The organism is Paenarthrobacter sp. OM7, from assembly GCF_029873575.1.
In the GTDB taxonomy this organism is placed as follows: Bacteria; Actinomycetota; Actinomycetes; order Actinomycetales; family Micrococcaceae; genus Arthrobacter.
In genome coordinates this window covers 4,376,218-4,397,043 of the sequence record NZ_CP123579.1, presented here as the reverse complement: position 1 = coordinate 4,397,043, position 20,826 = coordinate 4,376,218, and the positions used below count along the sequence as shown (strand labels likewise).

General features: G+C 61.2%; 18 protein-coding genes. 10 read left to right on the top strand and 8 right to left on the bottom strand.

All coding sequences use genetic code 11. The features are described 5' to 3' along the window. Nucleotides 1-59: 59 nt before the first annotated feature. The 3 genes from QEH68_RS20275 to QEH68_RS20265 form a co-directional block, all read right to left on the bottom strand. Nucleotides 60-857, bottom strand: a complete 798-nt coding sequence (locus tag QEH68_RS20275) for a ZIP family metal transporter (protein ID WP_089596784.1) — start codon at nucleotides 855-857, stop codon at nucleotides 60-62. Between the two features lie 102 nt (nucleotides 858-959). Continuing rightward, nucleotides 960-1,859 carry a carbon-nitrogen hydrolase family protein gene (locus tag QEH68_RS20270; RefSeq protein ID WP_280624654.1) on the bottom strand — a complete coding sequence of 300 codons (900 nt, stop codon included), beginning with the start codon at nucleotides 1,857-1,859 and terminating at the stop codon, nucleotides 960-962. Next, the gene (locus tag QEH68_RS20265) at nucleotides 1,860-3,428 is read right to left on the bottom strand and encodes an APC family permease (RefSeq protein ID WP_280624652.1); all 1,569 of its coding nucleotides are present in this window, start codon (nucleotides 3,426-3,428) and stop codon (nucleotides 1,860-1,862) included. It abuts the gene before it with no gap. A 73-nt stretch (nucleotides 3,429-3,501) separates the two neighbouring features. Here QEH68_RS20265 and QEH68_RS20260 point away from each other — a divergent pair, with 73 nt between their 5' ends. Both QEH68_RS20260 and QEH68_RS20255 read left to right on the top strand, forming a co-directional pair. Then, complete coding sequence (locus tag QEH68_RS20260) at nucleotides 3,502-4,179, top strand: TetR family transcriptional regulator C-terminal domain-containing protein (protein ID WP_280624650.1); 678 nt, start codon at nucleotides 3,502-3,504, stop codon at nucleotides 4,177-4,179. Between the two features lie 34 nt (nucleotides 4,180-4,213). Next, a complete protein-coding gene (locus QEH68_RS20255) occupies nucleotides 4,214-4,498 on the top strand; it encodes a hypothetical protein (RefSeq protein ID WP_207595412.1) in 285 nt (94 codons plus the stop codon). A 22-nt stretch (nucleotides 4,499-4,520) separates the two neighbouring features. Here QEH68_RS20255 and QEH68_RS20250 read toward each other — a convergent pair whose 3' ends face one another. Both QEH68_RS20250 and QEH68_RS20245 read right to left on the bottom strand, forming a co-directional pair. After that, nucleotides 4,521-5,183: a GAP family protein gene (locus tag QEH68_RS20250; protein WP_280624647.1), complete on the bottom strand. Its 663-nt coding sequence runs from the start codon at nucleotides 5,181-5,183 to the stop codon at nucleotides 4,521-4,523. Then, nucleotides 5,180-5,689: a TetR/AcrR family transcriptional regulator gene (locus QEH68_RS20245; RefSeq protein WP_280624645.1), complete on the bottom strand. Its 510-nt coding sequence runs from the start codon at nucleotides 5,687-5,689 to the stop codon at nucleotides 5,180-5,182. The genes QEH68_RS20250 and QEH68_RS20245 overlap by 4 nt, the downstream gene beginning before the upstream one ends. 248 nt (nucleotides 5,690-5,937) lie before the next feature. Between QEH68_RS20245 and QEH68_RS20240 the strand changes: the two genes are divergently transcribed. The 7 genes from QEH68_RS20240 to QEH68_RS20210 all read left to right on the top strand — a co-directional run bounded on the left by QEH68_RS20240 (nucleotide 5,938) and on the right by QEH68_RS20210 (nucleotide 15,508). Beyond that, nucleotides 5,938-6,966, top strand: coding sequence for a hydroxyacid dehydrogenase (locus QEH68_RS20240; protein ID WP_280624643.1), 1,029 nt, complete (start codon nucleotides 5,938-5,940; stop codon nucleotides 6,964-6,966). Further along, the gene (locus QEH68_RS20235) at nucleotides 6,963-8,927 is read left to right on the top strand and encodes a DUF2264 domain-containing protein (RefSeq protein WP_280624640.1); all 1,965 of its coding nucleotides are present in this window, start codon (nucleotides 6,963-6,965) and stop codon (nucleotides 8,925-8,927) included. Before QEH68_RS20240 ends, QEH68_RS20235 begins: the two co-directional genes overlap by 4 nt. 66 nt (nucleotides 8,928-8,993) lie before the next feature. Beyond that, the gene (locus QEH68_RS20230; RefSeq protein WP_280624638.1) at nucleotides 8,994-9,998 is read left to right on the top strand and encodes a LacI family DNA-binding transcriptional regulator; all 1,005 of its coding nucleotides are present in this window, start codon (nucleotides 8,994-8,996) and stop codon (nucleotides 9,996-9,998) included. Between the two features lie 313 nt (nucleotides 9,999-10,311). Next, nucleotides 10,312-11,295: an ABC transporter permease subunit gene (locus QEH68_RS20225; protein WP_280624636.1), complete on the top strand. Its 984-nt coding sequence runs from the start codon at nucleotides 10,312-10,314 to the stop codon at nucleotides 11,293-11,295. Further along, nucleotides 11,292-12,248 carry a carbohydrate ABC transporter permease gene (locus tag QEH68_RS20220; protein ID WP_280624634.1) on the top strand — a complete coding sequence of 319 codons (957 nt, stop codon included), beginning with the start codon at nucleotides 11,292-11,294 and terminating at the stop codon, nucleotides 12,246-12,248. The genes QEH68_RS20225 and QEH68_RS20220 overlap by 4 nt, the downstream gene beginning before the upstream one ends. A gap of 53 nt (nucleotides 12,249-12,301) precedes the next feature. Beyond that, nucleotides 12,302-13,927, top strand: coding sequence for an extracellular solute-binding protein (locus QEH68_RS20215; RefSeq protein ID WP_280624632.1), 1,626 nt, complete (start codon nucleotides 12,302-12,304; stop codon nucleotides 13,925-13,927). Nucleotides 13,928-14,074: 147 nt separating this feature from the next. Continuing rightward, complete coding sequence (locus tag QEH68_RS20210) at nucleotides 14,075-15,508, top strand: right-handed parallel beta-helix repeat-containing protein (RefSeq protein ID WP_280624630.1); 1,434 nt, start codon at nucleotides 14,075-14,077, stop codon at nucleotides 15,506-15,508. Between the two features lie 91 nt (nucleotides 15,509-15,599). Here QEH68_RS20210 and QEH68_RS20205 read toward each other — a convergent pair whose 3' ends face one another. Further along, on the bottom strand, nucleotides 15,600-16,793 hold the full coding sequence (locus QEH68_RS20205) for a cellulase family glycosylhydrolase (protein WP_280624628.1): 1,194 nt from the start codon (nucleotides 16,791-16,793) through the stop codon (nucleotides 15,600-15,602). A 65-nt stretch (nucleotides 16,794-16,858) separates the two neighbouring features. On the opposite strand from QEH68_RS20205, the gene QEH68_RS20200 reads away from it, so the two are divergent. Next, nucleotides 16,859-18,226, top strand: a complete 1,368-nt coding sequence (locus tag QEH68_RS20200; RefSeq protein ID WP_280628056.1) for a polysaccharide pyruvyl transferase family protein — start codon at nucleotides 16,859-16,861, stop codon at nucleotides 18,224-18,226. Nucleotides 18,227-18,530: 304 nt separating this feature from the next. On the opposite strand, the gene QEH68_RS20195 is transcribed toward QEH68_RS20200, so the two are convergent. Further along, complete coding sequence (locus QEH68_RS20195) at nucleotides 18,531-19,565, bottom strand: LacI family DNA-binding transcriptional regulator (protein WP_280624626.1); 1,035 nt, start codon at nucleotides 19,563-19,565, stop codon at nucleotides 18,531-18,533. Between the two features lie 3 nt (nucleotides 19,566-19,568). Continuing rightward, nucleotides 19,569-20,738 carry a Gfo/Idh/MocA family oxidoreductase gene (locus tag QEH68_RS20190; RefSeq protein ID WP_280624624.1) on the bottom strand — a complete coding sequence of 390 codons (1,170 nt, stop codon included), beginning with the start codon at nucleotides 20,736-20,738 and terminating at the stop codon, nucleotides 19,569-19,571. Nucleotides 20,739-20,826: the final 88 nt, after the last annotated feature.

Sequence of the window (20,826 nt, the reverse complement as noted above, 5' to 3'; positions counted from 1 at the left end):
TGGGCTTCTTGCGTCGGGCGCCCAGTCGGCCGTCGTCCAGCAGTCCGGTCGCTCACCGCTCACACGAGTGAGAGGGTGAACGAAAGGACGAAGCCCGCTGCCGTGCTCAGTGCCACTGCGGGGCCGCCATGCTCGTAGGCCTCGGGCATGAGGGTGTCCGCCAGCGACGCGATCACCGCGCCGGCGGCGAACGCCAACGGCAGGGAGATGGTGGCGGGTTCGGCGGAGGACAGGGGCCCGGCGCCAAGGACCACGGCTGCCACCAGCAGCACGGCGCACACACTCCAGAGCAGCATGATCGACCCGGCCTTGCGCCCCTGGCTGCGCATGGACGAGGCCCCCACCAGGGCCTCGGGGAAGTTGGACACAAAGATGGCCGCCAGTAGTGCCAGGCCGCCGGATCCTTCTTCCAGGGAGATGCCCAACGCCACGTTTTCCGGTACGCCGTCCAGGGTCACTGCGGCCAGCAACGCCATTCCGGCAGCCCCGCGTGTGGAGGCTGACGTGGCTGCCCTATCCGACGCGGCGGCGTCGGTGTCCAGCTTCGGGCTGCCCTGCACTTCGTCTGCGGGCTTGGATTTCGATGTGCGGCCGGGTTGGGCCAGGCGATCCAGGAAGGCGCTGAGCGCGGTAAACACTATGGCCCCGGCAAGGAGCCCCACGGCCGCACGCACAATTCCGCCTTGCTGGTAGGCGTCCTCGAACAGTTCGAACGCCAGCGCGGTAATGAGTGAGCCGGCCGCGAAGGACAGCAGGATGGCGAGGAGCCGCTTCGGCAGCTCGAAACGCACACCGATGAGCGCGCCTATCACCAAGGCACTGGAGGCAATCAATCCGAACCACAGTGATGCCATCACAATGCCATTATAGAAGTAAGTAACCTGATCTTCTCTAGGGTGAGGAAGCAGCGTTCGACGGCGGCAGCCCGCCGTCGAACGCTGCTTGCCTTGGGCGGGCGGTCAGGCCGTTCCGGTGCCCTGCCGCGCACCGGGTGAATCCTCGCTCCAGTCCGGCGACTGGAAGTGGGCGCCGCCGAACATCGGGAAGGGCAGCACGCCTTCCTGGTCCCGGAGTTGGGCCCAGGGGCGGTTGATGCCGTGTGTTCCATAGCGGCGGAGCTGCGTGACGCGGTCCAGGTCCAGCACAGCGAACAGAATCTCTTCGCCGCCTTTGGCATGCTGCATGATGGTGCCCTCGGGGTCCACGATGACGCTCTCGCCCACACCCGATGGGGAGGCTCCGTTGACGTTCACCACGAACACCTGGTTGGCGAAAGCGTTGGCCTGGGACATGACGATTTCCATGGCCCGGTCCCGGGTAGTGGTGAGGGTGGGCTGGATGATGACCTCCGCACCCAACCAGGCCAACTGCCGCGCAACTTCGGGGAAGCTGCCGTCAAAGCAGATCGCGAGGCCGACGCGTCCGCAGCCAGGGATGTCGAACGTGACAAAGGAATCGCCGGGCGTGGTGGTCTCGAACGGGCGCCACGGGAACAGTTTCCGGTAGCGTGCCACGATCTCGCCCTGCGGGGACACTGCGATGGCGGTGTTATAGGTGTTTCCGTTTTCTGTTTCCAGCAAGGAGCCGGGCACGAGCCACACGTTGAGCCTGCGGGCCAATGCGGAAATGCGATCCGTGAGTGGGCTGGGGATGGGCGCGGCGGAACGGGTTTCGCCCTCTGGATCCGGGAGCAGGAACTCGCCTGGTGCGGAAAGCAGCAACTCCGGAACTACGATGACGTCCACGTCGGGGCCGAGCCTTTTGGCTGACTCGGCCTGTGCTTCGAACCGGGCCCACGTGGCATCCAGGTCGTGGGGAACGGGGTTGGTCTGGATTGCTGCGATGGACAGAATGCGCATTTATGCCTCGGTTTCGTTGCTGGGAGTCTCGTTGCTGAGAATGGATGGAAGGTGGTTGCGGGTACTGAAGTTTCCGCGGGGGATGGTTTCGCCGGAAAAGAAGCGGCGCAGCCTGGTCCGCAGAAGCGCCGTCACTATCAAGCCCAAAGACAGGGCGCCGATGCCGATCCAGAACACCGAGCCGATGCCAAGCCAGGACAGTCCCGCGTACTCAGGGGACAGCATGTCCACGGCGCTGTACGCGAACGCTCCGATCATCAGGAGTGCTCCGAGGCCAGGAAGGATGCCTTTCAGGATCAGGGCGGATATGGAGGTGCGCATCAACGGGGCGAAATACACCACCGAGGCCAAAGCTGTGGCCGCATAGTACGCGGCGATCATCAGGCCCACCGAGAGGATGGCCAGGCCGATGAAATCGGCACTGATTGCCGTCAATCCCAGAGTGATGGCCATGGTGATGGCCGCCCACCAAGCGATGGACGTGGTGGGTGTTCCGCGTTTGGGGTGCATCTTTGTGGTCGCCTTGGGGAGCGCGCCATAGCTGCCCATGCTGAGCCATGTCCGGGGCGTACTGACGGCTACTGTCATCAGTGCTGCCAGCGCGGACAGGCCCACTGCAAGGACGATGACGTGGCCAAACACGGCTCCTGTCGCCTGCGGACCGAGGACTGAGAGGACGTCGGAGACGGTTTCGGGATCGGTGATGCTCGCAGTTCCCGCAAATCCGACGGCGGCGGTGGCTGTCACAACGTAGGAGAACAGCAGGATGACGGTAGTGATGACTACAGCCTTTCCGGGCGTTCCCTTGCGGTCGGTGGTCTCTTCGTTCACGGCTATCAAGGCATCCCAGCCCCAGTAAATGAACAGGCACAGAATGACGCCGGAGACGAGCCCGGACATGTCGCCGGAGGCAAGGGGGTTGAACCACTCCAGGCTTGGCTTGTCTGCGCCGTCTGCCATTCCGGGGGAGGTGCCCGTGGCCATGGCGGTGAAGGCCGCGACGCAGAATCCTCCGAGTGCCACCAGCTGGAGGCCAATCAGCGCGTACTGGACCCACGCTGAGAGTTCGATTCCCCTCGCGGCGATCCATGCACTCAGGACGATCAGCCCGCACGCGATGGCCGCGACGGCGAGGGGTTCTGCGGCGATCGCTGCCAAACCGAAGAAGGTGAGCAGGTAAGTGGTGGCGACTTGGGCCACGGCGGCGCCCGCAATGAAGGTGGCCATCTGCGGTACCCAGCCACCGAGGAACCAGCCGGCAGCAGGCCCGAAGACGCGGGTGATCCAGACAAAGACGCCACCGCAGTCGGGCATCTCCCGGTTGAGGTCCCGGAAGGCGAGTGCGGTGAAAAGGATCGGCACAAATCCCAGCAGGAAGGCGGCCGGAGTGCTCTGTCCTACGGCAAGAACCACGAAGCCCAGCGTCACAGCCAAGCTGTAGGCGGGGGCGACGGCGGCCAGGCCGAGGGCGACCGTGGGGCCGATGCCGATGGACCCGGCCTTGAGGCCCTTCGAAGCGTGGTTCGTGGGTTCTTGGGTGGCCATGGGTGGGGTTGGGGGCAATGACACGGAGACTCCTCGTTGAATCAATTATTTGAATCACATTCAAATTTGAATGCCATTCAATACCGGTCTAGAGTCAATGTCAACAGAAATGTTCGCGAGCGCCCCGGGGGTAGTAGTGGCCAAGGTAGACAAGAAGGAAATCCGGCGTGGGGAAATCGTGGCTGCGGCCCAGGCTGTAGCTGCCCGCGACGGCGCTGAAGGGGCCACCCTGCGCGCCATCGCAGCCGAAGCCGGCATGGCCGCCAACGCTGTCCTTTACTATTTCGGCAGCCATGCCGAGATCATCGCTGCAGCCGTGCGCGCTTCCTCCGGCAGGTTTCTTGAGAAACTCGCCGAATCCGTTGACCCTGACATGAGCCCGACGGCGCGGCTCGCCGCCGTCATGAGCGCGGGCACTACTGCCGGACTGGACGACGACGTCTCCCGGATCCTTTACGAATACTGGCCCCACATGCTCCGTGACCCCGAGCAGCGGCGCATCCAGGACGAGCTCACCAGCGCCCAAGAGCAGATCTACCGCGACATCATCGACGCCGGAACCCGCTCCGGCGAGTTCTCTCCCCTTCTGGATCCGGCCAAGATCGCCAGGACCCTGGTTGCCCAGGAAGACGGGCTGGTGATGGATGTGCTGGCCGGAAGTGCCGGCAGTGAGTACGTGCTGGATCTAATGGGGAGCCTGGCGTCCGCCCTTCTGGGGCTGCCGGCTGGGGCGCTGCTGGAGCGCATGGGCGCACGATCGGCACCGGCCACGTAACGGCGAACGGCGCGCCCGGCGTTAGGCTGCTGGCATGGAGAAGTCATTCGATATTGAACTGGTCAATCAGAACGAATACTTGGTGCGCTGGGCCTCGGAAGGCCAAACCGGGGAATCCCTGGTCCACACCAACCCGGAGTTCCTTGCCGAGGCTGGCCTTGGCGGATTCGACGAGCAGCTCGTTGTTGAAGAAACCACGTCGTACCTGGCCGAGCACCAGCCGGTGATCGACTTCCCCCAAACAGTGGACCTGGAAGAGATTGCTGCCGCCTATACGGATTACGCTGAACAGCTGAAGGCGCGGCTGGAAGCACGGTAGCCGGCGGGTCTATGCCCGCCCGTTAAGGCCAGAGGGCGATCGCGAGGACGCCGACCCCCAAGAGAAGATAGAGCACCGCTGCAGCAACCGATCGTTGGGTGGTGCCCGTGGCGAATCGGTCGTAGACCTTTTGAAGTTTTTCGCGGACCTTGTCGCCGTGAGCGATGCCGAGGGCAAGCAGAATCAGGCATGGCACGCAATAGATGATCGCGTATCCGGCGAGGACAAGCAGGCCCGTTCCCGTGGATGTATCTGCGTCCACCATCCGTTCAATGGCAATGAAGTAGGGGAACGCGTTGGGAAGATCGGCGCCGGTGACCAGTACACCGAACGGAAATGCTGTGCCTATCCCGAACCAGGATGGCAAGCCGATTCCCTTTCGAGGGCGATCCTTGAGGCGCCGATAGCCGGTGATGAACAGTGTTACGGCAGCCACAAGGAAGACGATTCTCCGGAGCCAGACAAGTCCGTCACTGACGGTGTCTGCTGCTGCTCCGGCGCCGAGGAAGATCACCGTACCCAGAATGAACACGGTGCTCAAGGCGCCCACGACAAAGGACAATGCCGAGGTCACCGGGTGCTTGCGGACCGTGAGCAGGATGAGGGTTATGGTCACGATTGTCGCCGGATTGAGGCTGTCCGCCAAGCCGAGACCAAGGATCGCCCACAGCAGGCCGGCGGTCATTCGGCGTTCCTTCGTGGCTCCAGCCACGTCAGGATGTTCTCGACCGGGGGAAGAGCCTCCCTCGTCAGGGAGTTCATCACCATGCCATCTCCAAGGAGTCGAACGATCGACGCTGCCACGGGGTCTCCGAGCTCGGCTGCCAGGAGTTGCTCCCAGCGCTTTGATGCCTCCGCTGAAAGGCTCAACAGCCCGTCTGCGTTCTCTCCCAGGTCCGTGAAGGACACGAGGAGCGCCCTGTAGAGATCTGCGTCATCTTGTGACTTCGAGATGCGCAGCCACGTCTCAACCACGTTCCCCCTGGTGACGGCCGCGTTGAGGGCCTCATCCAAGGATTCGATGGCCTGGACTGCCAAGCCTTCGAGCAATGCAGCCTTGGTTCTGAAGTGATGCGTGAAGCCACCCTTTGACACCTTCGCCGCGGCTGCCACGGCATCCATGGACGGTATGGATCCGGTGCTGATGGCGAGCTGACGGGCTGTGGCGAGAATCTGTTCCCTCATGGACATGGGAAAACAGTAGCAGACCGACTAGTCGGTCGGCTACTCTTTTCAAGAGCAGCCCCGAGTCGAACTGCTTCCGGCTATTGATTTTGCGTTAAATCAATGGAAACCTAAAGAAAAGCCCCTGAGGGGGCAGACCGAACTACTACCACAATGGAGCCTCCGTATGTCCTATTGCCAGTCCGCACGGCACTTGCGTCCGCGGTGGGTCCGGACGGGTCCGTCCCGCCCGCCACTTAATACCGGGCCGACGCATGAATGAGCAGCGCCGGCCCGTCGTCGTTATTGCCATGAGCCGCGAGGCATTCGCCCAGCAGTTTGACGGGACCCACCTTGACCGCGTGCGGAGGTGTGCTGACCTGTCCCAGCCGGAACTCGTTGAAGACCTGCACAACCCTGTTCATCATGAGCGGTTGGCGACGGCAGAGCTGCTCCTGACGTCATGGGGTACTCCGTCTCTCACGGACGACATTCTCGACCGCATGCCCCGGCTGAAGGCCGTGTTCCACTGTGCCGGCACGGTCAAACACCTCGTCGGAGACTCGTTCTGGGCCAGGGGCATCCAGTTGACCAACGCCGCCGACGCGAATGCCATTCCCGTTGCAGAATTTACTTTCGCGTCCATAGTCCTCGCGGGAAAAAAGGCACAGTTCTACTCCCGCGAGGCGGTTGCCAGCAGGCCACCCCTCGGTGTGAACCACCCGCGGCATCCCTTCGGTACGGTGAGCAATTATCAGCAGAGCATTGGCATCATTGGTTTCTCGAGGATAGGCCGGCGGGTAGTCGAGCAGGTGTCGCGTCTGCACCGCTCCACTTGCTGGGTTGCTGACCCCTACGCGTCCCGCGAGGCAGTTGAACTGGCTGGCGGACAATTGTGCTCTCTGCAAGAGATGCTTCCAAAAGTCTCCATTCTCTCGATCCATGCTCCGGCCCTGGAAGAGACCCGCCACATGATCGGGGCAAAAGAGCTGGCAATGCTCCCGGATCACGCCACCCTCATCAACACCGCCCGAGGCAGCCTCGTTGATACGGCGGCTCTTGAGGCTGAATGTGCCAGTGGTCGACTCAACGCCGTTCTTGATGTCACCGATCCCGAGCCACTCCCTTCCTCCAGCGTGTTGTGGGGGTTGCAGAACGTTTCCATCACCCCGCACATTGCCGGGTCACTTGGAACGGAGACGTTTCGGATGACGGACCAAGCCCTTCAGGAGATGGAGCGCTTTGTTTCTGGGCTGGCCCTGGCAAGTCCCATCACCGTTTCTGATTTGGAGTACCAAGCATGACCATCGTCAACGAATCCACCGCCCTGCGCCGGAGACTGGCTGAACTGGAGGAGGACCGCGTCCGGTCTCCCTACACCGGCTGGAACCGCGAACACCTCGCCGTACTGGCAGATGAACTGCTGATGGCAGTGCGACCTTATGCCAACGCCACGCACTCCCACATACTGATACCTGCCCGGGATGGGCGGAAGATCAGTCCCATCGACGGCCTGGAAGGATTTGCCAGGACCTTCATGCTGGCAGCTTTCCGCCTGACGGGGGAGAAGGGCAACGATCCTCTGGGCCTCATCCCGTGGTATTCCCAGGGCCTGGTTGCGGGCGTTGATCCCGGCAACCCGGACCGTTGGCCGCTGCCGGACGAGCAGCCGCAGGCAAAGGTGGAGGCCGCGGCTTTGGTTGTCGGCCTGCACCTGACGCGGAAGTGGCTATGGGACCACCTCGACGACGGCGACCAGCGCAACGTGGTGGACTATCTCGCCCGTGTGATCGGCACCGTTGGGCCCAATACCAACTGGGTGTGGTTCCGTCTTGTGGTGGAGCAGTTCCTCGCCAGCGTTGGCGGTCCCTATGACGACGGCGAAATCACCGCTGATCTCCAGGCTCACGAATCATTCGTCAGGGAGGGAGGTTGGTACGCCGATGGAGTCACACGCGCCTTCGACTACTACAACTCCTGGGCATTGCAGCTGTATCCGTTCCTTTGGTTGGACATGCTCGATGCAGACCACCCGGATCGAAGCCGGTTCACGGCGTACAAGGACCGGTTTGACGCGTTCCTTAGCGACGCCGCCCGCTTGGTGGGAGGCGACGGTGCGCCCCTTGCCCAGGGGCGGAGCCTCATCTACCGTTTCGCCGCCGCAGCCCCCTTCTGGACCGGAGCCCTGGTGGAAACAGACGTCATGTCCCTGGGGGAACTACGGCGCGCCGCAATGGGAACGGTGAAGCACTTCGTTGATCGGGGAGCTCCTGACGAGCGCGGACTGTTGACGTTGGGTTGGTTCGACGAGTGGCCGGACCTGGCCCAGGACTACTCGGGAACCGGCTCACCGTACTGGGCCGCGAAAGGCCTGCTAGGCCTGGTCTTTCCGGAAGAGCATCCCCTCTGGGCAGCAACCGAGGAACCCTTGCCGATCGAGCGGCTTGGGGGAGTGGAATGGTTGCAGGCACCGGGTTGGTTGCTCAGTTCAACAATGCAGGATGGCATTGTGCGCATCTACAACCACGGTACGGACCACGCACTTCCCGGAAACGAACTCTCGGACGTTGATGTCTACGCGCATTTGGCCTATTCCACCGCTACGTTCCCCCTGATCACCACAGCGGGCGATCCGCTGCCTGATTCGTCAGTGGTTTTAGTGAACCGCAATGGCCACTCGAGTCAGCGGTCGGGGTTTGAACTCCTCAGCGGTGGAACGGACCACGAAACTGCCTTCGCGTTTTCGCGGTGGCGCGCCCGTTGGATGGACATTGCCGAGGGCCAGAGAGACTACGGCAACGGCTTTCTTGGGACCAACACGTACGGTCCCACGCTGATTGTTGGATCGATCATTCGCCGGGAGTGGGAAGTTCGTCTTACCCTGGTTGAGCCGAGCGCCGATACCTCTGTGCCTGTCAGCGTGGTGGTGACCGGCTGGCCCGTGACGGGCCAGGTGGAGATCGATGCCGAGCAAGCAACCGCAGCCAGTGGCGTTCTCCGAAGCAGGATAGTGGGGCTCGCTGGTCTACCGGAGACCGGCGTTCAACGCAGCCATGATTCCACTCCGCTGCCAGGCGAAACAGGTACGCCCTGGGCGGCTGTTGATGCCGCGGAGGCGGGCCGATGGCTCATTGCCGCCAGCGAGCTAAGCGGGGTCGCTCCAACAATTCCGCCATCGGTGCGCATAATGGGCGATCGCGTCACGATCGAATGGCCCGATGGATGTGTCAGCACAACCAGCCTGCCGGAACCAACGGGGCTCTAGGAGTGGCGTTATGAGCAGCGTTGGGCCGGCGCCTCCTCGAGCCGGCAGAAGCGGTACATTTACTCCATGGTGACTTTGCAGACCGTGGCCGAGCGCGCGGGTGTCTCAGCTGCCGTGGTTTCGGCAGCCGTATCCGGTAGTAAATCCGTCCGGATGAGCCCCAGCACGCGCAAACGGGTAGAGGAAGCGATCCGTGAATTGGGGTATGTCACCAATCACGCAGCCAAGGCCCTGAAAACGTCCCGGACCGGGCTGGTGGCAACCATTACGCCCAATCTTTCGAACCCGGTGTTCGACGAGGCGTTGCGCGGTGTGCAGGATGCTGCTGACGCCAATCGGGGAGCCATCCTCCTCTCTGATTCGGACAGGGTTTCCCCCGGCAGCAACCTCTTGAGCCGGCTGGTGGGTACCGGCATGGTGGACGGCTTCCTGGTCCGTTTCCTTACGGCAGCGGAAGAGAACATCAGTATCTTTCAGCAACGAAACGTTCCGTGCGTCGTTCTGAACGGTCCCACCGACGGCGTCAACGTATGCGTGTGGGTGGACGACTACCGCGGAATCTTCGTTGGGACCACTCATCTCCTGAAACTTGGGCATCGGCGCATAGCGATGCTGGGAGGACCCCCCACGCCTTTCACTGAAGATACCCGAGGCGCCGGGTTCCGTGACGCGTTCTCGGCCCGGGATCTTACGCCGCCCCCTGCCGACGCAGTTGTCCGTGGCTACGACCCCACGGCCATACGCTCCACGGTTTCGCAGCTCATGCAGTCCTCAGAGCCTCCCACTGCCATCATCATCGACAACATCGTGGCCGCCCGCGGGCTGATCGCAGCGGTGGCGGATTTGGGCCTGCGCCTGCCGGATGATCTTTCCGTTGTCGCATACCACGACATCCCGCAAGCGGATTACTATCGGCCGGCGCTGACCACCATAAAGATGCCGCTGTATGAGGCTGGAGTGAAGGGTTATGAGGTTCTCCAGCGCATGATTGCGGGCGAAAAGGTCAAGAGCCACATCGTTCGGCGACCAGCTCCGAAGATCATCGATCGCGGTTCCACGGCAGCGATCTAGCCGTCCTTGTTACGCCTCCCGCCGGTGAGTGGGATCACAATAATTCCCCCCAGTTTTGGATTTCCTATTGATTTTGCGATTAATCAATGCGAGAGTTGCTCTGCCGGATGTTTCGGCACCTTAAGCCCTAGCAAACAACGGAGTTTTTGATGGATGCCAACCTTGCGTCTCCTCCACGCCGCTGCCGAGTGCTTCTTGCCTCAACGCGGCGAACATTCAACCTCGGAGGTGTCGCCTCTATACCTGGCATCGACCAGAAGATCACCGGCGTCGCTTCCAGTGCATTCCTTGCCACTAGGTCAGGAGTGCAATCATGACGGTGATTGCGCGCAAAGCTGCGGACTCCGCGGCCCCGGAAAAGAAGGACCCAACTCCTACGGCACCCAAAGCGAGCCTGGGGTCGCGGTTCAAGAAGGACAAAGTTCTTCTGCTCCTGGCGGTGCCGGGAATTCTGGCTCTGTTGGTTTTCCAGTACATTCCGCTCCTGATGAACGTCATCGCGTTTCAGGACTTCCAGCCGTTCCTGGGAATTACGTCCAGCCCGTTTGTTGGCTTCGACAACTTCCGGGTCATCTTCAACGGCGATCCAGCCTTCCTGTCAGCCTTGAGTAACACCCTGATCCTGACCCTGATTCAGGTTGTCTTTGTCTTCCCGCTCCCTATCGCCCTGGCGCTGTTGCTCAACAGCTTCATGAGCGAGAAGTGGAAGCAGACCATCCAGTCGATTCTGTACCTGCCCCACTTTCTGTCGTGGGTGATTGTGGTTGCGCTGTTCCAGCAGATGCTGGGTAACGCCGGATTGGTGAACACGTGGCTGCGGCAGGCGGATATGTCCACCTTCCAGATCATCGGTGTACCAGAGCTCTTTCACGCGCTCCTGACATCCCAGATCATCTGGAAGGATACCGGCTGGTCAACCATCATCTTCCTTGCCGCGATTTCCAAGGTGGACGCGTCCCTCTATGAGGCCGCTGCCATCGACAGGGCGCCGGCTTGGCGGAGGATGTGGCACATAACCCTGCCGGCCATCCGTCCCGTCATTGTCCTTCTCCTGATCCTCCGCCTCGGTGACTCGCTCACCGTAGGGTTCGAGCAGATCATCCTTCAACAGGTGGCGGTGGGAACACAGGTCAGTGAAGTGCTTGATACCTATGTGTACAACAACGGCATCCTGGGCGGGAACTGGGGCGTCGCCGCCGCCGTCGGACTCGTCAAGGGCATTGTCAGCGTGGCTCTGGTACTGGGAGCGAACAAAATAGCCCACCTCTTCGGTGAAAGGGGAGTGTACTCCAAATGAGCCTTCTTGAAAGCAAAACCGAGTATCGGGCGAGGAAGGCCCAGAGAGCCAACAAGGCGAAGGCCAATCCCCGGCCCGCGTGGATGGGCAAGCCCAGCCCCCTCTTCCTGATCTTCCGGGCAGTGGTACTGGTAATTGCCTGCTCCGCCGTCCTGGTGCCCTTCGTTGCGGTGTTCATGACGAGCCTGGCCGGACAAGACGAGATCACGGCCAGTGGCGGGTTCGTCCTGTGGACGTCGTCGCCGTCGTTCGAGGCGTACCAGGCCGTGCTGGCAGGTGGAGTGGTCACCCGCGCCATGTTCGTCAGCATCGGCGTTACCGTGATCGGCACCCTCCTGAGCTTGCTGACCACCATAGCCCTGGCCTATGGACTATCCCGTCCAGGGTCGCTGGCTCATAAGCCTCTGCTGCTGGTGACGTTGTTCACGCTGCTCTTCAGCCCCGGCATCATCCCCATGTACCTGATCGTGCAGCAGCTGGGCCTGATCGATAACCTCGCCGCACTGGTGCTGCCGGTTCTGATCAACGCCTTCAACGTGATCATCATGCGGGCGTTCTTCCTGGACATCCCGGCAGAACTCATTGAAAGCGCCAGGATCGACGGCGCAGGTGACTTCAGAATCCTTGTCTCCATCGTCTTGCCGATGTCCAAAGCCGCCATTGCCGTCGTCGGACTCTTCTATGCAGTCAGCTACTGGAATGCCTTCTTCTCCGCACTGCTCTACCTGAACTCCCCGGATCTTTGGCCCATGCAATTGGTGCTTCGCACCTTCGTGGTCAACCAAACGCCCATGGGAACCGAAGACCTCAGTGCAGGAGCCGGTGCCCTTCCTCCGCAGCTCTCCATCCAGATGGCAATCCTGGTGCTGTCCATGATCCCCATCCTCGTGCTCTACCCGTTCATCCAGAAACATTTCGCCAAGGGCCTCATGGTCGGTGCAGTCAAGGGCTAAGACCCCGGGCTACACCACCACCCGGTTCACATTTACGTCGTAAGGAAGCCGTCATGTCCATGACATTTTCACGCCGCAATCTCCTCAAGGCCAGCAGCCTGGCCGTTGCTGTAGGTTTTGTCGGCAGCTCAATCAGCGCCTGCAGCACAGGCCCCACGGGAAGCACCTCCGTCGGAAACACCGTCAAACTTCCCACGTTCAAAGACTTCTCCGCCGTCAAGCCGGATCTGGTCAGTGCCAAGGAAGGCATGCCGGGCTTCCTGAAGTACCCGGCTAAGCCGGTAGCGTCAGTCAGCAAGACTCCGTTGTCAGGGGGAAGCGTCACCGCGTTGACATACAGCTTCGATCCCGTGGCCCCGGGCCTTGACTCCAACCCGCTCTGGCAGGCTGTCAACGAGAGCCTCGGTGGAAAGCTCGACATCGTCTACACGCCCTACGCGGACTATGGCCAAAAGTTTGCCACGACCATTGCCGGCGGGTCCCTTCCCGACCTCGTTGCAGTACGGCAGCCTGTCCAGCAACTGCCCGCCCTGCTTCAGTCCAAGTTCGTAGACCTGACCGATCACCTTTCCGGCGACGCCGTACTGGAATACCCCAACCTTGCAGGCCTTCCCACGGTTTCCTGGGCCGAATCAGTAGTCAACAACCGCATCTGGGGCGTCCCGATGCCCCGCCCCGCCATCGGTGCCGCAGTCATCGTCCGACAGGACCTTTTCGACAAATACTCGGTGACCACAGCCCCGAAGGACTTCAAGGAATTCAAAGAAGTTCTTGTCGGCTTGACCAACGACAGGGAAGGCCGATGGGCTCTGGGCGACTTTGTAGGCGCCTTCGACTTCCTCCGCAGCACCCACGGCATTCCTGGTCCGTGGATCGAGAAGGACGGAAAGCTCACTTCCGAGTACGAGCTCCCCGAGTACGAGCAGTCCCTGGCCCAGACCCGCGAACTTGTGGAACTGGGAGTCATGCACCCCAACATGGTGGGTTCCTCCAATACCCAGCGCAACGACTGGTTCCTCAACGGAGCAGCTCCGATCGCCGCCATCGGGTTCACCGGCTGGTCCAAGTACACGCAGTGGGGCAAAGCTGTCCCGGGCTTCAAGTTCACCGGCATGCTCCCGTTCAGCAACGACGGTACGGTCAAGCCTGCCCACATGGGTGCCGCAGTCGCGCCGCACTTCACTGCCATCACCAAGGCGGATGAGCCTCGGGTCAAGGAACTCCTCCGGGTTCTTGACTGGCTGGCAGCTCCCTTCGGCAGCGCCGAGTACACCCTGCGGAACTTCGGCGTCGAAGGCAAGACCTTCGCGCTCGAAGGAACCAACCCCGTAGTCAACAGCGCAGGCCAGAACCAAAAGCTTGTTCCGTTCAAATACGTCACCGATTCATCGCAGGTGATTTTCCAGCCTCTGGACGAAGGCGATGCCAAGCGCCAGTTCGAGTACCAGGAGCAGGCACTGGCCCTGGTGACGCCTGATCCCCTCGCCGGTCTCTACTCTGAAACCGAGGCGGCCAAGTCCTCACAGCTCGCGTCCAAGGCGGCAGAAGTTCGTGCCGACATCATCCTCGGCCGGAAGCCGGTCAGCGCTTGGAAGGACTTCGTCACCACGTGGAAAGCCGACGGCGGCGACAAGATCCGGGACGAGTTCCAGAAGGGACTCGAAGAGAAGAAGGCCTAGCCCTTCCTTTTGCACAGATGCCCCTGCCGCCAGCGCGGCAGGGGCATCTGTGAAGTACCCATTTTGCCGGACTTCCCTGGCGTCCGGATGCGGCAACAACCGCGCCCCAGAGTTAGAAGCAGTGCTCCCTCAGAGAGATAGGAAGACATGACTCACGTAAACATTTTCCCAGCAAATTCAGAAAACCCCTTCAGTGCTCCCGCCCGGCGGGATGTGTTGCGGTTGATGGGGGTCGGCGCCGTGGTGGGTGCTGTTGGTTTTGGTGTGGGGGAAGGTGTTCTGGGGGCGGGGTCCGCGGTGGCTTCGTCCGGGCGGAAGCTTTACGTCAGGGCCGACGCCGGTACAGGACCCGACCATGACGGCAGCTCCCCGGAGCGGGCGTTCAACACCTTGCAGGCGGCCTCGAACGTGACCGAACCCGGAGACACGGTCCTGATCATGAACGGCACGTACATCGATGACGGCACCCCGGGCAACCAGGGCACACTGAACATCACCCGCTCAGGCACGGCCGGGCAACCGATCACCTACACCGCGTTCCCGGGCCACCGACCGGTGATCACGGTGACCCGGAACTCCTGGACCGGAATCAGGATCACCGGTGCCAGCTACATCACCATCGAGAACCTGACCCTGAGCGGACTGGCAGCGACACTGAACTACGAGGACGCTTACGCGGTGCGCCTCAAAGCAACTGCCACGTACTGCGCCAACGGCATCTTCGTCGGGCCGCCTCCCGGCTCGGCTCCCTACGCCGGAGCGCACCACATCACCGTGCGCAACAACCTCGTCCACCACTGGCCCGGCGGCGGGATCGGGGCAACCAAGGCGGACTACTTCACCGTTGACCACAACACGGTGCACTCCAACGCCTGGTACTCGATCTTCGCCAACAGCGGCATCACCACGCTCACGCCGATCAATGCCGATGATGGCACCGGGTACAAGCACTTCTTCACCAACAACCTGGTCTACAACAACCAGTCCTTCATCCCCTGGCGGCAGTACGGGAAACTCTCCGACGGCAACGGCATCATCGTCGACTCCACCCTGGGAACCGAAGCCGGCGGAACCCGGTACAAGGGCCGGACACTGGTAGCGAACAACATCGTGATCAACAACGGCGGATCCGGGATCCACTCCTACAAAGCCAACGGCGTGGACATCATCAACAACACCGCCTACCTCAACGCCGCCAGCCCCGCCCTGGACTACGGAAGCATCGGCGCCTGGGTCAGCGAGGACTGCAACGTCCTGAACAACATCTCCTACGTCCGGGCCGGGAAGTCCACCAACTCCGCCTACAAAAACATCAACGTCCTCTACGACTACAACATCTACTACAACGGCACGGCCCCCGCAGTCACAGGACCGCACGACCTCATTGCCGACCCCCTGTTCGTTAGCCCGGCCCTAACCCCAGCCGACGCAGACTTCAGGCTGCAAGACGGCTCCCCCGCCATCGGCAGCGGCACCAAGAACCTGGCTCCAAAAGACGACTTCACCGGCAAAACCCGCCCACCAGGACTCACCCCCGACCGCGGCGCCTACAAATACCGCAACCCCCACAAGGGCTACTAACACCTCACCGGAACCCCGGTGAAACACCCTGCCACCGCGCCGTTTCCCCTGAAGACGGCGCGGTGGTTCCGGCGTCGGACTTTCTACGTGGCTATTCTGCAACCCTGACGAGCGTTTCGATGCCCCTGACTTTGAGGTAGTCGTGGTTCAGGGCGTTGCCTTCGAGCACGATCGCGGGCTTCTTGCCATCATCGATAAGGGCGAAGAAGGTATCCGCGAAGTCCAATCCCGGTGTTTGTCCCTCTGGAAGCACTATGGCTACGGTGCGCTCGGCGGGGCCGGAAAGCCGGCCCTGTTTGAAGGATTCGATGACGCTCTTCAAGCGTTGACCAGTTGGTTTGAGCTGGTTGTCTGTGGTGAAGAGACCGAGGTCGTATTCCAGCTCCACGAACGCCCCCAGCTTGCGGTCGATGTCATGCGAACACCACCAGGTGATGCCCCACAAGCCATCCACGGAAAGGGCTGAGAGCGCCGCTTTTTCTGCGAAGTCGTCGTGCTCAAGGTCCTTTGCCCACTGATTAGCAATGCCGAATTCCTGCAACCAGACCTGTCGGGTGGGCTCCGGGGAATAGGCCTTGGCCAGTTCCAGCATGTATTCGGTGAGATGAAGCGTTCCGGTCCCGAATTCCCCGTAACGTTCCAAGGCGCCGGTGAAGAAGATCCATGCATGGAGCGGGGTGGCGGAGCCCGTTTCGGCCAGGACGTCCCGGCTAAAGGCGCGCTCGCTAAGCCAGGGGACATGGTCCATGCCGATGGTGTGGAACTTTCCAGGAGCCACCTCCTCACAGTGGGACAGGATGTCCCTGGCCCAGGCGTCCGCTTCCGTCCGGCTGGTGACGTTCTTTGTCTCCGTGATGAGTACCGAAGGTTCGTTTGCGACGTCGAAACCGAGGAAGCGGGGGTGGGCGCCGACCCGTTCGGCAATGGCAGTGAAGAGCAGCTTTTCTGCGGCGACCACTTCCTGGTCGCCAAAGATGCTTGCCTTTTCCGGGATCCAGGCGGGGCGGAAATCGAACCCGCTCAACCAGCCGTTGAGCACGGTCACGATGACATCAAGGCCCTCGTTCTCTGCAATGTCGAGGAGTTGCTCCAGCCGGGTGAGCATTGTCCGGCTGACGGCGCGGGGATCAGGTTGAAACAGGGTCCAGAGGCAATGGATTCGCACATGGTCACAGCCCAGATCGGCGATGGCCTGCAGATCTTCGGTGATCTCCGCTTCGTTCCATTCCACCCATGAGTGCCACCAGTTCTTGCTCGGTACGTAGTTAACTCCGAAGCGGGTCATGATCTTCTTTCGTGGGGTTGATGGCCCGGATTGTTCCGGGATGCGGGGGATTTGCGGTGCCAACAATGATGCTAGCCCTTGATTTTGCGTTAAATCAATGCCAATCTAGAGCTTACTCACCCCTTGCCGTTGAATATTGGAGAACCATGCCGGCCCACAGTTCGTCATTTCCAAACACGTTGGAAGCAGCCCTTGATGCGGACGGAACGCAGTCGCAGCACAGCGCTTCCACCCCGGGGCGCCACCTGATCCTGAGGTCCGGGTGGCAAATCGAAAACATCGGCGATGTCGCCCACACCCCCGGCGCATTGGCTTTGCTGGAACAATATCTGCCCGAGGTCGAGGTTACTTTCTGGCCCTTCTATTCGGTCTTGCCCCAGTTCGAAATCGACATGTTGATGAAGCGTTTCCCGCGCTTAAACATTGTCCAAGGTTCCTTGGATGAGCGAGGCGTCGCCTCCACTCCCGAGCTGGAAGCGGCCATCGCGTCTGCAGACTTCATGCTGCACAATTCCGGCCCGTTCGGACTTGCCTGGAAAGACCTGGTTGCCTTCCGGGAGCGGACCGGCAATCCCTTCGGGTTCTACGGCATCACTTATGGACACTGGGTCTTTGGCAATGCAGAAAGGGAGGCCCTCAGTAACGCGGAGTTCGTGTACTTCAGGGATTCCGTGTCCCTTGAAAGGGCGCTCCAGGACGGCGTCAGCGCCCCGGTTATGGAATATTCCCCGGACGTAGTGTTTGCACTGGATATTGCCGACGACGAGGCTGCCGAGCGCCTGATGAAAAAGTATGGCCTGGTGGAGGGGAACTTCATGTGCTGTTTCCCGAAGCAACGCTTCACGCCCACCTGGCTTCATAAAGCGAAGAACCGCCCGTTTGATTCCCGCCTTCATCAGCGCAACGAAGAGATGAAGGAACACGACCACATCCCGTTGCGGGAGGCGATTACCGCCGTCGTGCGTGAAACAGGCATGAAAGTCCTGATCTGCAATGAGGACGAGACGGAATTGCCCATCGGCAAGACCTGGGTTCTGGACCATCTCCCCGAGGACGTGAAAGAAAATGTCGCTTGGCTGGATCGCACGTGGTTGCTGGAAGAAGCAGTAGGAGTCTACAAGCGGTCGGCGGGGCTGTTCAGCAACGAGATGCACAGTCCCATCATGGCGATCGCCAATGGTGTGCCGGCAATCGTGAATCGCTGGGTTGAGCAGAGCAGCAAGGGCCGGATGTGGGAAGACATCGGGCTGGATGACTGGCTGTTCAACTTCGATGACGACAAGGACGTTGCACGCTTCCCCGGGGTAGTCCTTGAAATGGCTAAGGAACCGGAGAAGGCTCGGCTGAAGGCCGTTGCCGCCAGGGATGTGGCTCGACGCCGGCTTGAGGAGACAATCGCTGTGGTCAGCGAACGCAGTGGGCTGAAGTCATAGTTCGGCTCTTGCCGAAGGCAAAGTCCGGCGGTTGCCGGCCCTGCTGGGCCAATAAGGCCTCAGGGACGGCAACCGCATAGGCGTTTCTACCTCCACGCTGACGAGGACAGCCGAAAATCCGGGATTTCCGGTCTTCGGCGATGCTGGTGATGAACTCGTGAACCAGGTGAGGGTGCGAACCTCCGTGATGGGACGGGACATCGATGGCAGGCAGCGAAGGATGCGGGGCCGTCCCCAGCTGTGCTCTTCAACCAGGACATCCGCTGTACGGGTGATTCCTCCCTGCGCCATGTCGTTCTCCGTTTCATAGTGTCGTGCGGTCTTTGTAGTGCGGGTTGGTCGATTCACGCAGAATCAGCTTCGGTACTGCAACGGAATTTCCCGGTGCCGGTTCGCCCTGCATGAGCGCTTCAAGAAGCCGAAATGCCCTGGAGCCCAAATCATCAAAGTCCTGACGGACCGTACTCAGCGACGGAGCCCAAAACTCTGCCAGGGGCTGATCGTCGAACCCCATGACGGACACATCGCCGGGCACCGTGATCTGGTTGTCGGCGAATGCCCGCATCACAGCCATGGCAATGTCATCGTTGGAACAGAAGACAGCGGACACGTCCTTGGCGGTGGCAAGTCCTTGGCCCGCGCGGTAGGCGGTCCGCGGTTCCCAATCGCAGTGGACTATCGCGGGCACTGGGGCCCCGGCTTCTTCCAGCGCGGACTGCCATCCGTCGGTCCGCCCCAGGGGCCGTCCCATGGTGGGTTGGGATACGTGGTGCACAGTCTCGTGTCCCAGCGACAGCAGGTACTCTGTCACTTGTTTGCCTGCCGCAAATTCTTCGAGCGTTGCGTGGGGGACTGGTCCCTCAGAGTGGTTTCCACCGCTCACTCCCACGATCGGGATGGCCGTTTTCAGGGCGCGCAGCAGTGCACGGCCCGGTTCATCAAACTCGAGGACGATGACCCCGGCGACGTTTTCTGCCAGGACCAGATCCACCGCTACAGACACGTCGGATTCTTCCGCGGATTCCACCACGGAGACGATCGAGGAGAAACCTCGTTGGCGTGCCGTGACCTCAATGCCTTGGATGGTTCGTGCCCAGCCGTAACGTGACGAGTTCCCCGCGAGAATCGCGATCATGGATCGGCTCCCCAGGGCCAGTGCCCGGGCAGCACTGTTGGGCCTGTATCCGAGCTCCTTTATGGCCGCTGACACCCGCTCCTTGAGGCGGTCGCTGACCGGCGTGCTGCCGTTGAGAACCCGCGAGACCGTGGGAACAGAGACACCCGCTACGCGTGCGACGTCGACGATCTTGGGGGCGTTCCCGGGGCTTGTACGGGACATGACTTATCCGGCCGGTGCGGGGTGGAGTTCAAAGCTTGGAATGTGGACCGTTTCTCCGCCATTCATCGCAGACTGGTGCGCTGCAACCCCGGCAGCCGTCCAGTTGGCTGCCACCACGGCGTTGATGGAGGAGGGCCGCTGTTCAACGATGCTGGTGACGAACTCGTGCACCAAATGGGGGTGGGATCCGCCGTGACCGCTGCCCTGGATGAACGATGAGTGCGAGCCGTCCGAGTAGACACTGTCCTGTGTGTAGCGGGCTATGGATAACGGCAGAAGGTCTGTTCGTTCCGGCGCTTCGATTCTCAGGGACTCTATGGTCCTTCCGCGCCGGCCGTTCGCCTCCTTTAGCATGTAGTGCACCGGCGGCTCTCCTTCGATCTGGGGCCACTCGAATCCGTAGTTCTCCCCGTAGATGGAGAAAGCCTCGGTGTATGAGCGGGCGGCTTGGAAAAGGGTCCGGGACACTTCGATGGAGACGTTGGTTCCCTCGAGTTCGAAGATCGCCGTTTGGGCAGGGTACGGGTTGCTGTAGTGGGTTTGCCTATTGGCGGGCAGTTGACCTGAACCCAGGCAGCGGACGGTGGTTGCCCTGGTATCCAGCAATCGAAGTAACGGTGAGATTGCGTGGGTCATGTACCAGTGGGGAGGAAGGCCTTCCCAGTAGCTGGGCCAGCCCTCCATGTCCTGGTAGTGCACGCCTTTGCCGAAGGTGATGGGTCCGAAGGCGCCGGCTTGGAACAGCTCTTGGCAGTGGAGGAACTCGCGGGTGTAAACCGCTGTCTCCATCATCATGTAGTTCTTTCCGGATTCCCGCTCCCACCGGACGATTTCGCTCATTTCTTCGAGGGAAATGGCCATGGGAACAGTGCTCGCGCAGTGCTTGCCGCTTTTGAGGACGGCGATGCTTTGCTCGCCGTGGTCCGGGAGGGCAGTCACGAGGTGGACTGCATCGATGTGCGGCTGAGCCAGAACGTCTTCGAGACTGAGGTAGCGCTCCTCGATTCCGAGCTCATCGCCTACCCGGTTGAGAACTTCCTCGTCACCGTCACAGATCACCACTCGCTGAACGTCCGGGTGATCGCGGTAGATCGGCGCGAATTCAGCACCAAATCCCAATCCGGCGACTGCCACTACAGGGCGACGATCATTTTCGACCGTGATTGGTTCCACAGTTGTTTCCTTCGGTTCGGGGTGGGCTAGGTGTCTATGAAACCGCTTATCAAAACCACAGGCAAGCCTTCCTGTCTTTTTTTGAGAA

Coding starts and splice junctions, on each gene's coding strand:
- QEH68_RS20270 (WP_280624654.1), bottom strand. CDS start 1,859: ATGCGCATTCTGTCCATCGCAGCAATCCAGACCAACCCCGTTCCCCAC.
- QEH68_RS20260 (WP_280624650.1), top strand. CDS start 3,502: ATGTCAACAGAAATGTTCGCGAGCGCCCCGGGGGTAGTAGTGGCCAAG.
- QEH68_RS20255 (WP_207595412.1), top strand. CDS start 4,214: ATGGAGAAGTCATTCGATATTGAACTGGTCAATCAGAACGAATACTTG.
- QEH68_RS20250 (WP_280624647.1), bottom strand. CDS start 5,183: ATGACCGCCGGCCTGCTGTGGGCGATCCTTGGTCTCGGCTTGGCGGAC.
- QEH68_RS20245 (WP_280624645.1), bottom strand. CDS start 5,689: ATGTCCATGAGGGAACAGATTCTCGCCACAGCCCGTCAGCTCGCCATC.
- QEH68_RS20240 (WP_280624643.1), top strand. CDS start 5,938: ATGAATGAGCAGCGCCGGCCCGTCGTCGTTATTGCCATGAGCCGCGAG.
- QEH68_RS20235 (WP_280624640.1), top strand. CDS start 6,963: ATGACCATCGTCAACGAATCCACCGCCCTGCGCCGGAGACTGGCTGAA.
- QEH68_RS20230 (WP_280624638.1), top strand. CDS start 8,994: ATGGTGACTTTGCAGACCGTGGCCGAGCGCGCGGGTGTCTCAGCTGCC.
- QEH68_RS20225 (WP_280624636.1), top strand. CDS start 10,312: ATGACGGTGATTGCGCGCAAAGCTGCGGACTCCGCGGCCCCGGAAAAG.
- QEH68_RS20220 (WP_280624634.1), top strand. CDS start 11,292: ATGAGCCTTCTTGAAAGCAAAACCGAGTATCGGGCGAGGAAGGCCCAG.
- QEH68_RS20215 (WP_280624632.1), top strand. CDS start 12,302: ATGTCCATGACATTTTCACGCCGCAATCTCCTCAAGGCCAGCAGCCTG.
- QEH68_RS20210 (WP_280624630.1), top strand. CDS start 14,075: ATGACTCACGTAAACATTTTCCCAGCAAATTCAGAAAACCCCTTCAGT.
- QEH68_RS20205 (WP_280624628.1), bottom strand. CDS start 16,793: ATGACCCGCTTCGGAGTTAACTACGTACCGAGCAAGAACTGGTGGCAC.
- QEH68_RS20200 (WP_280628056.1), top strand. CDS start 16,859: ATGATGCTAGCCCTTGATTTTGCGTTAAATCAATGCCAATCTAGAGCT.
- QEH68_RS20195 (WP_280624626.1), bottom strand. CDS start 19,565: ATGTCCCGTACAAGCCCCGGGAACGCCCCCAAGATCGTCGACGTCGCA.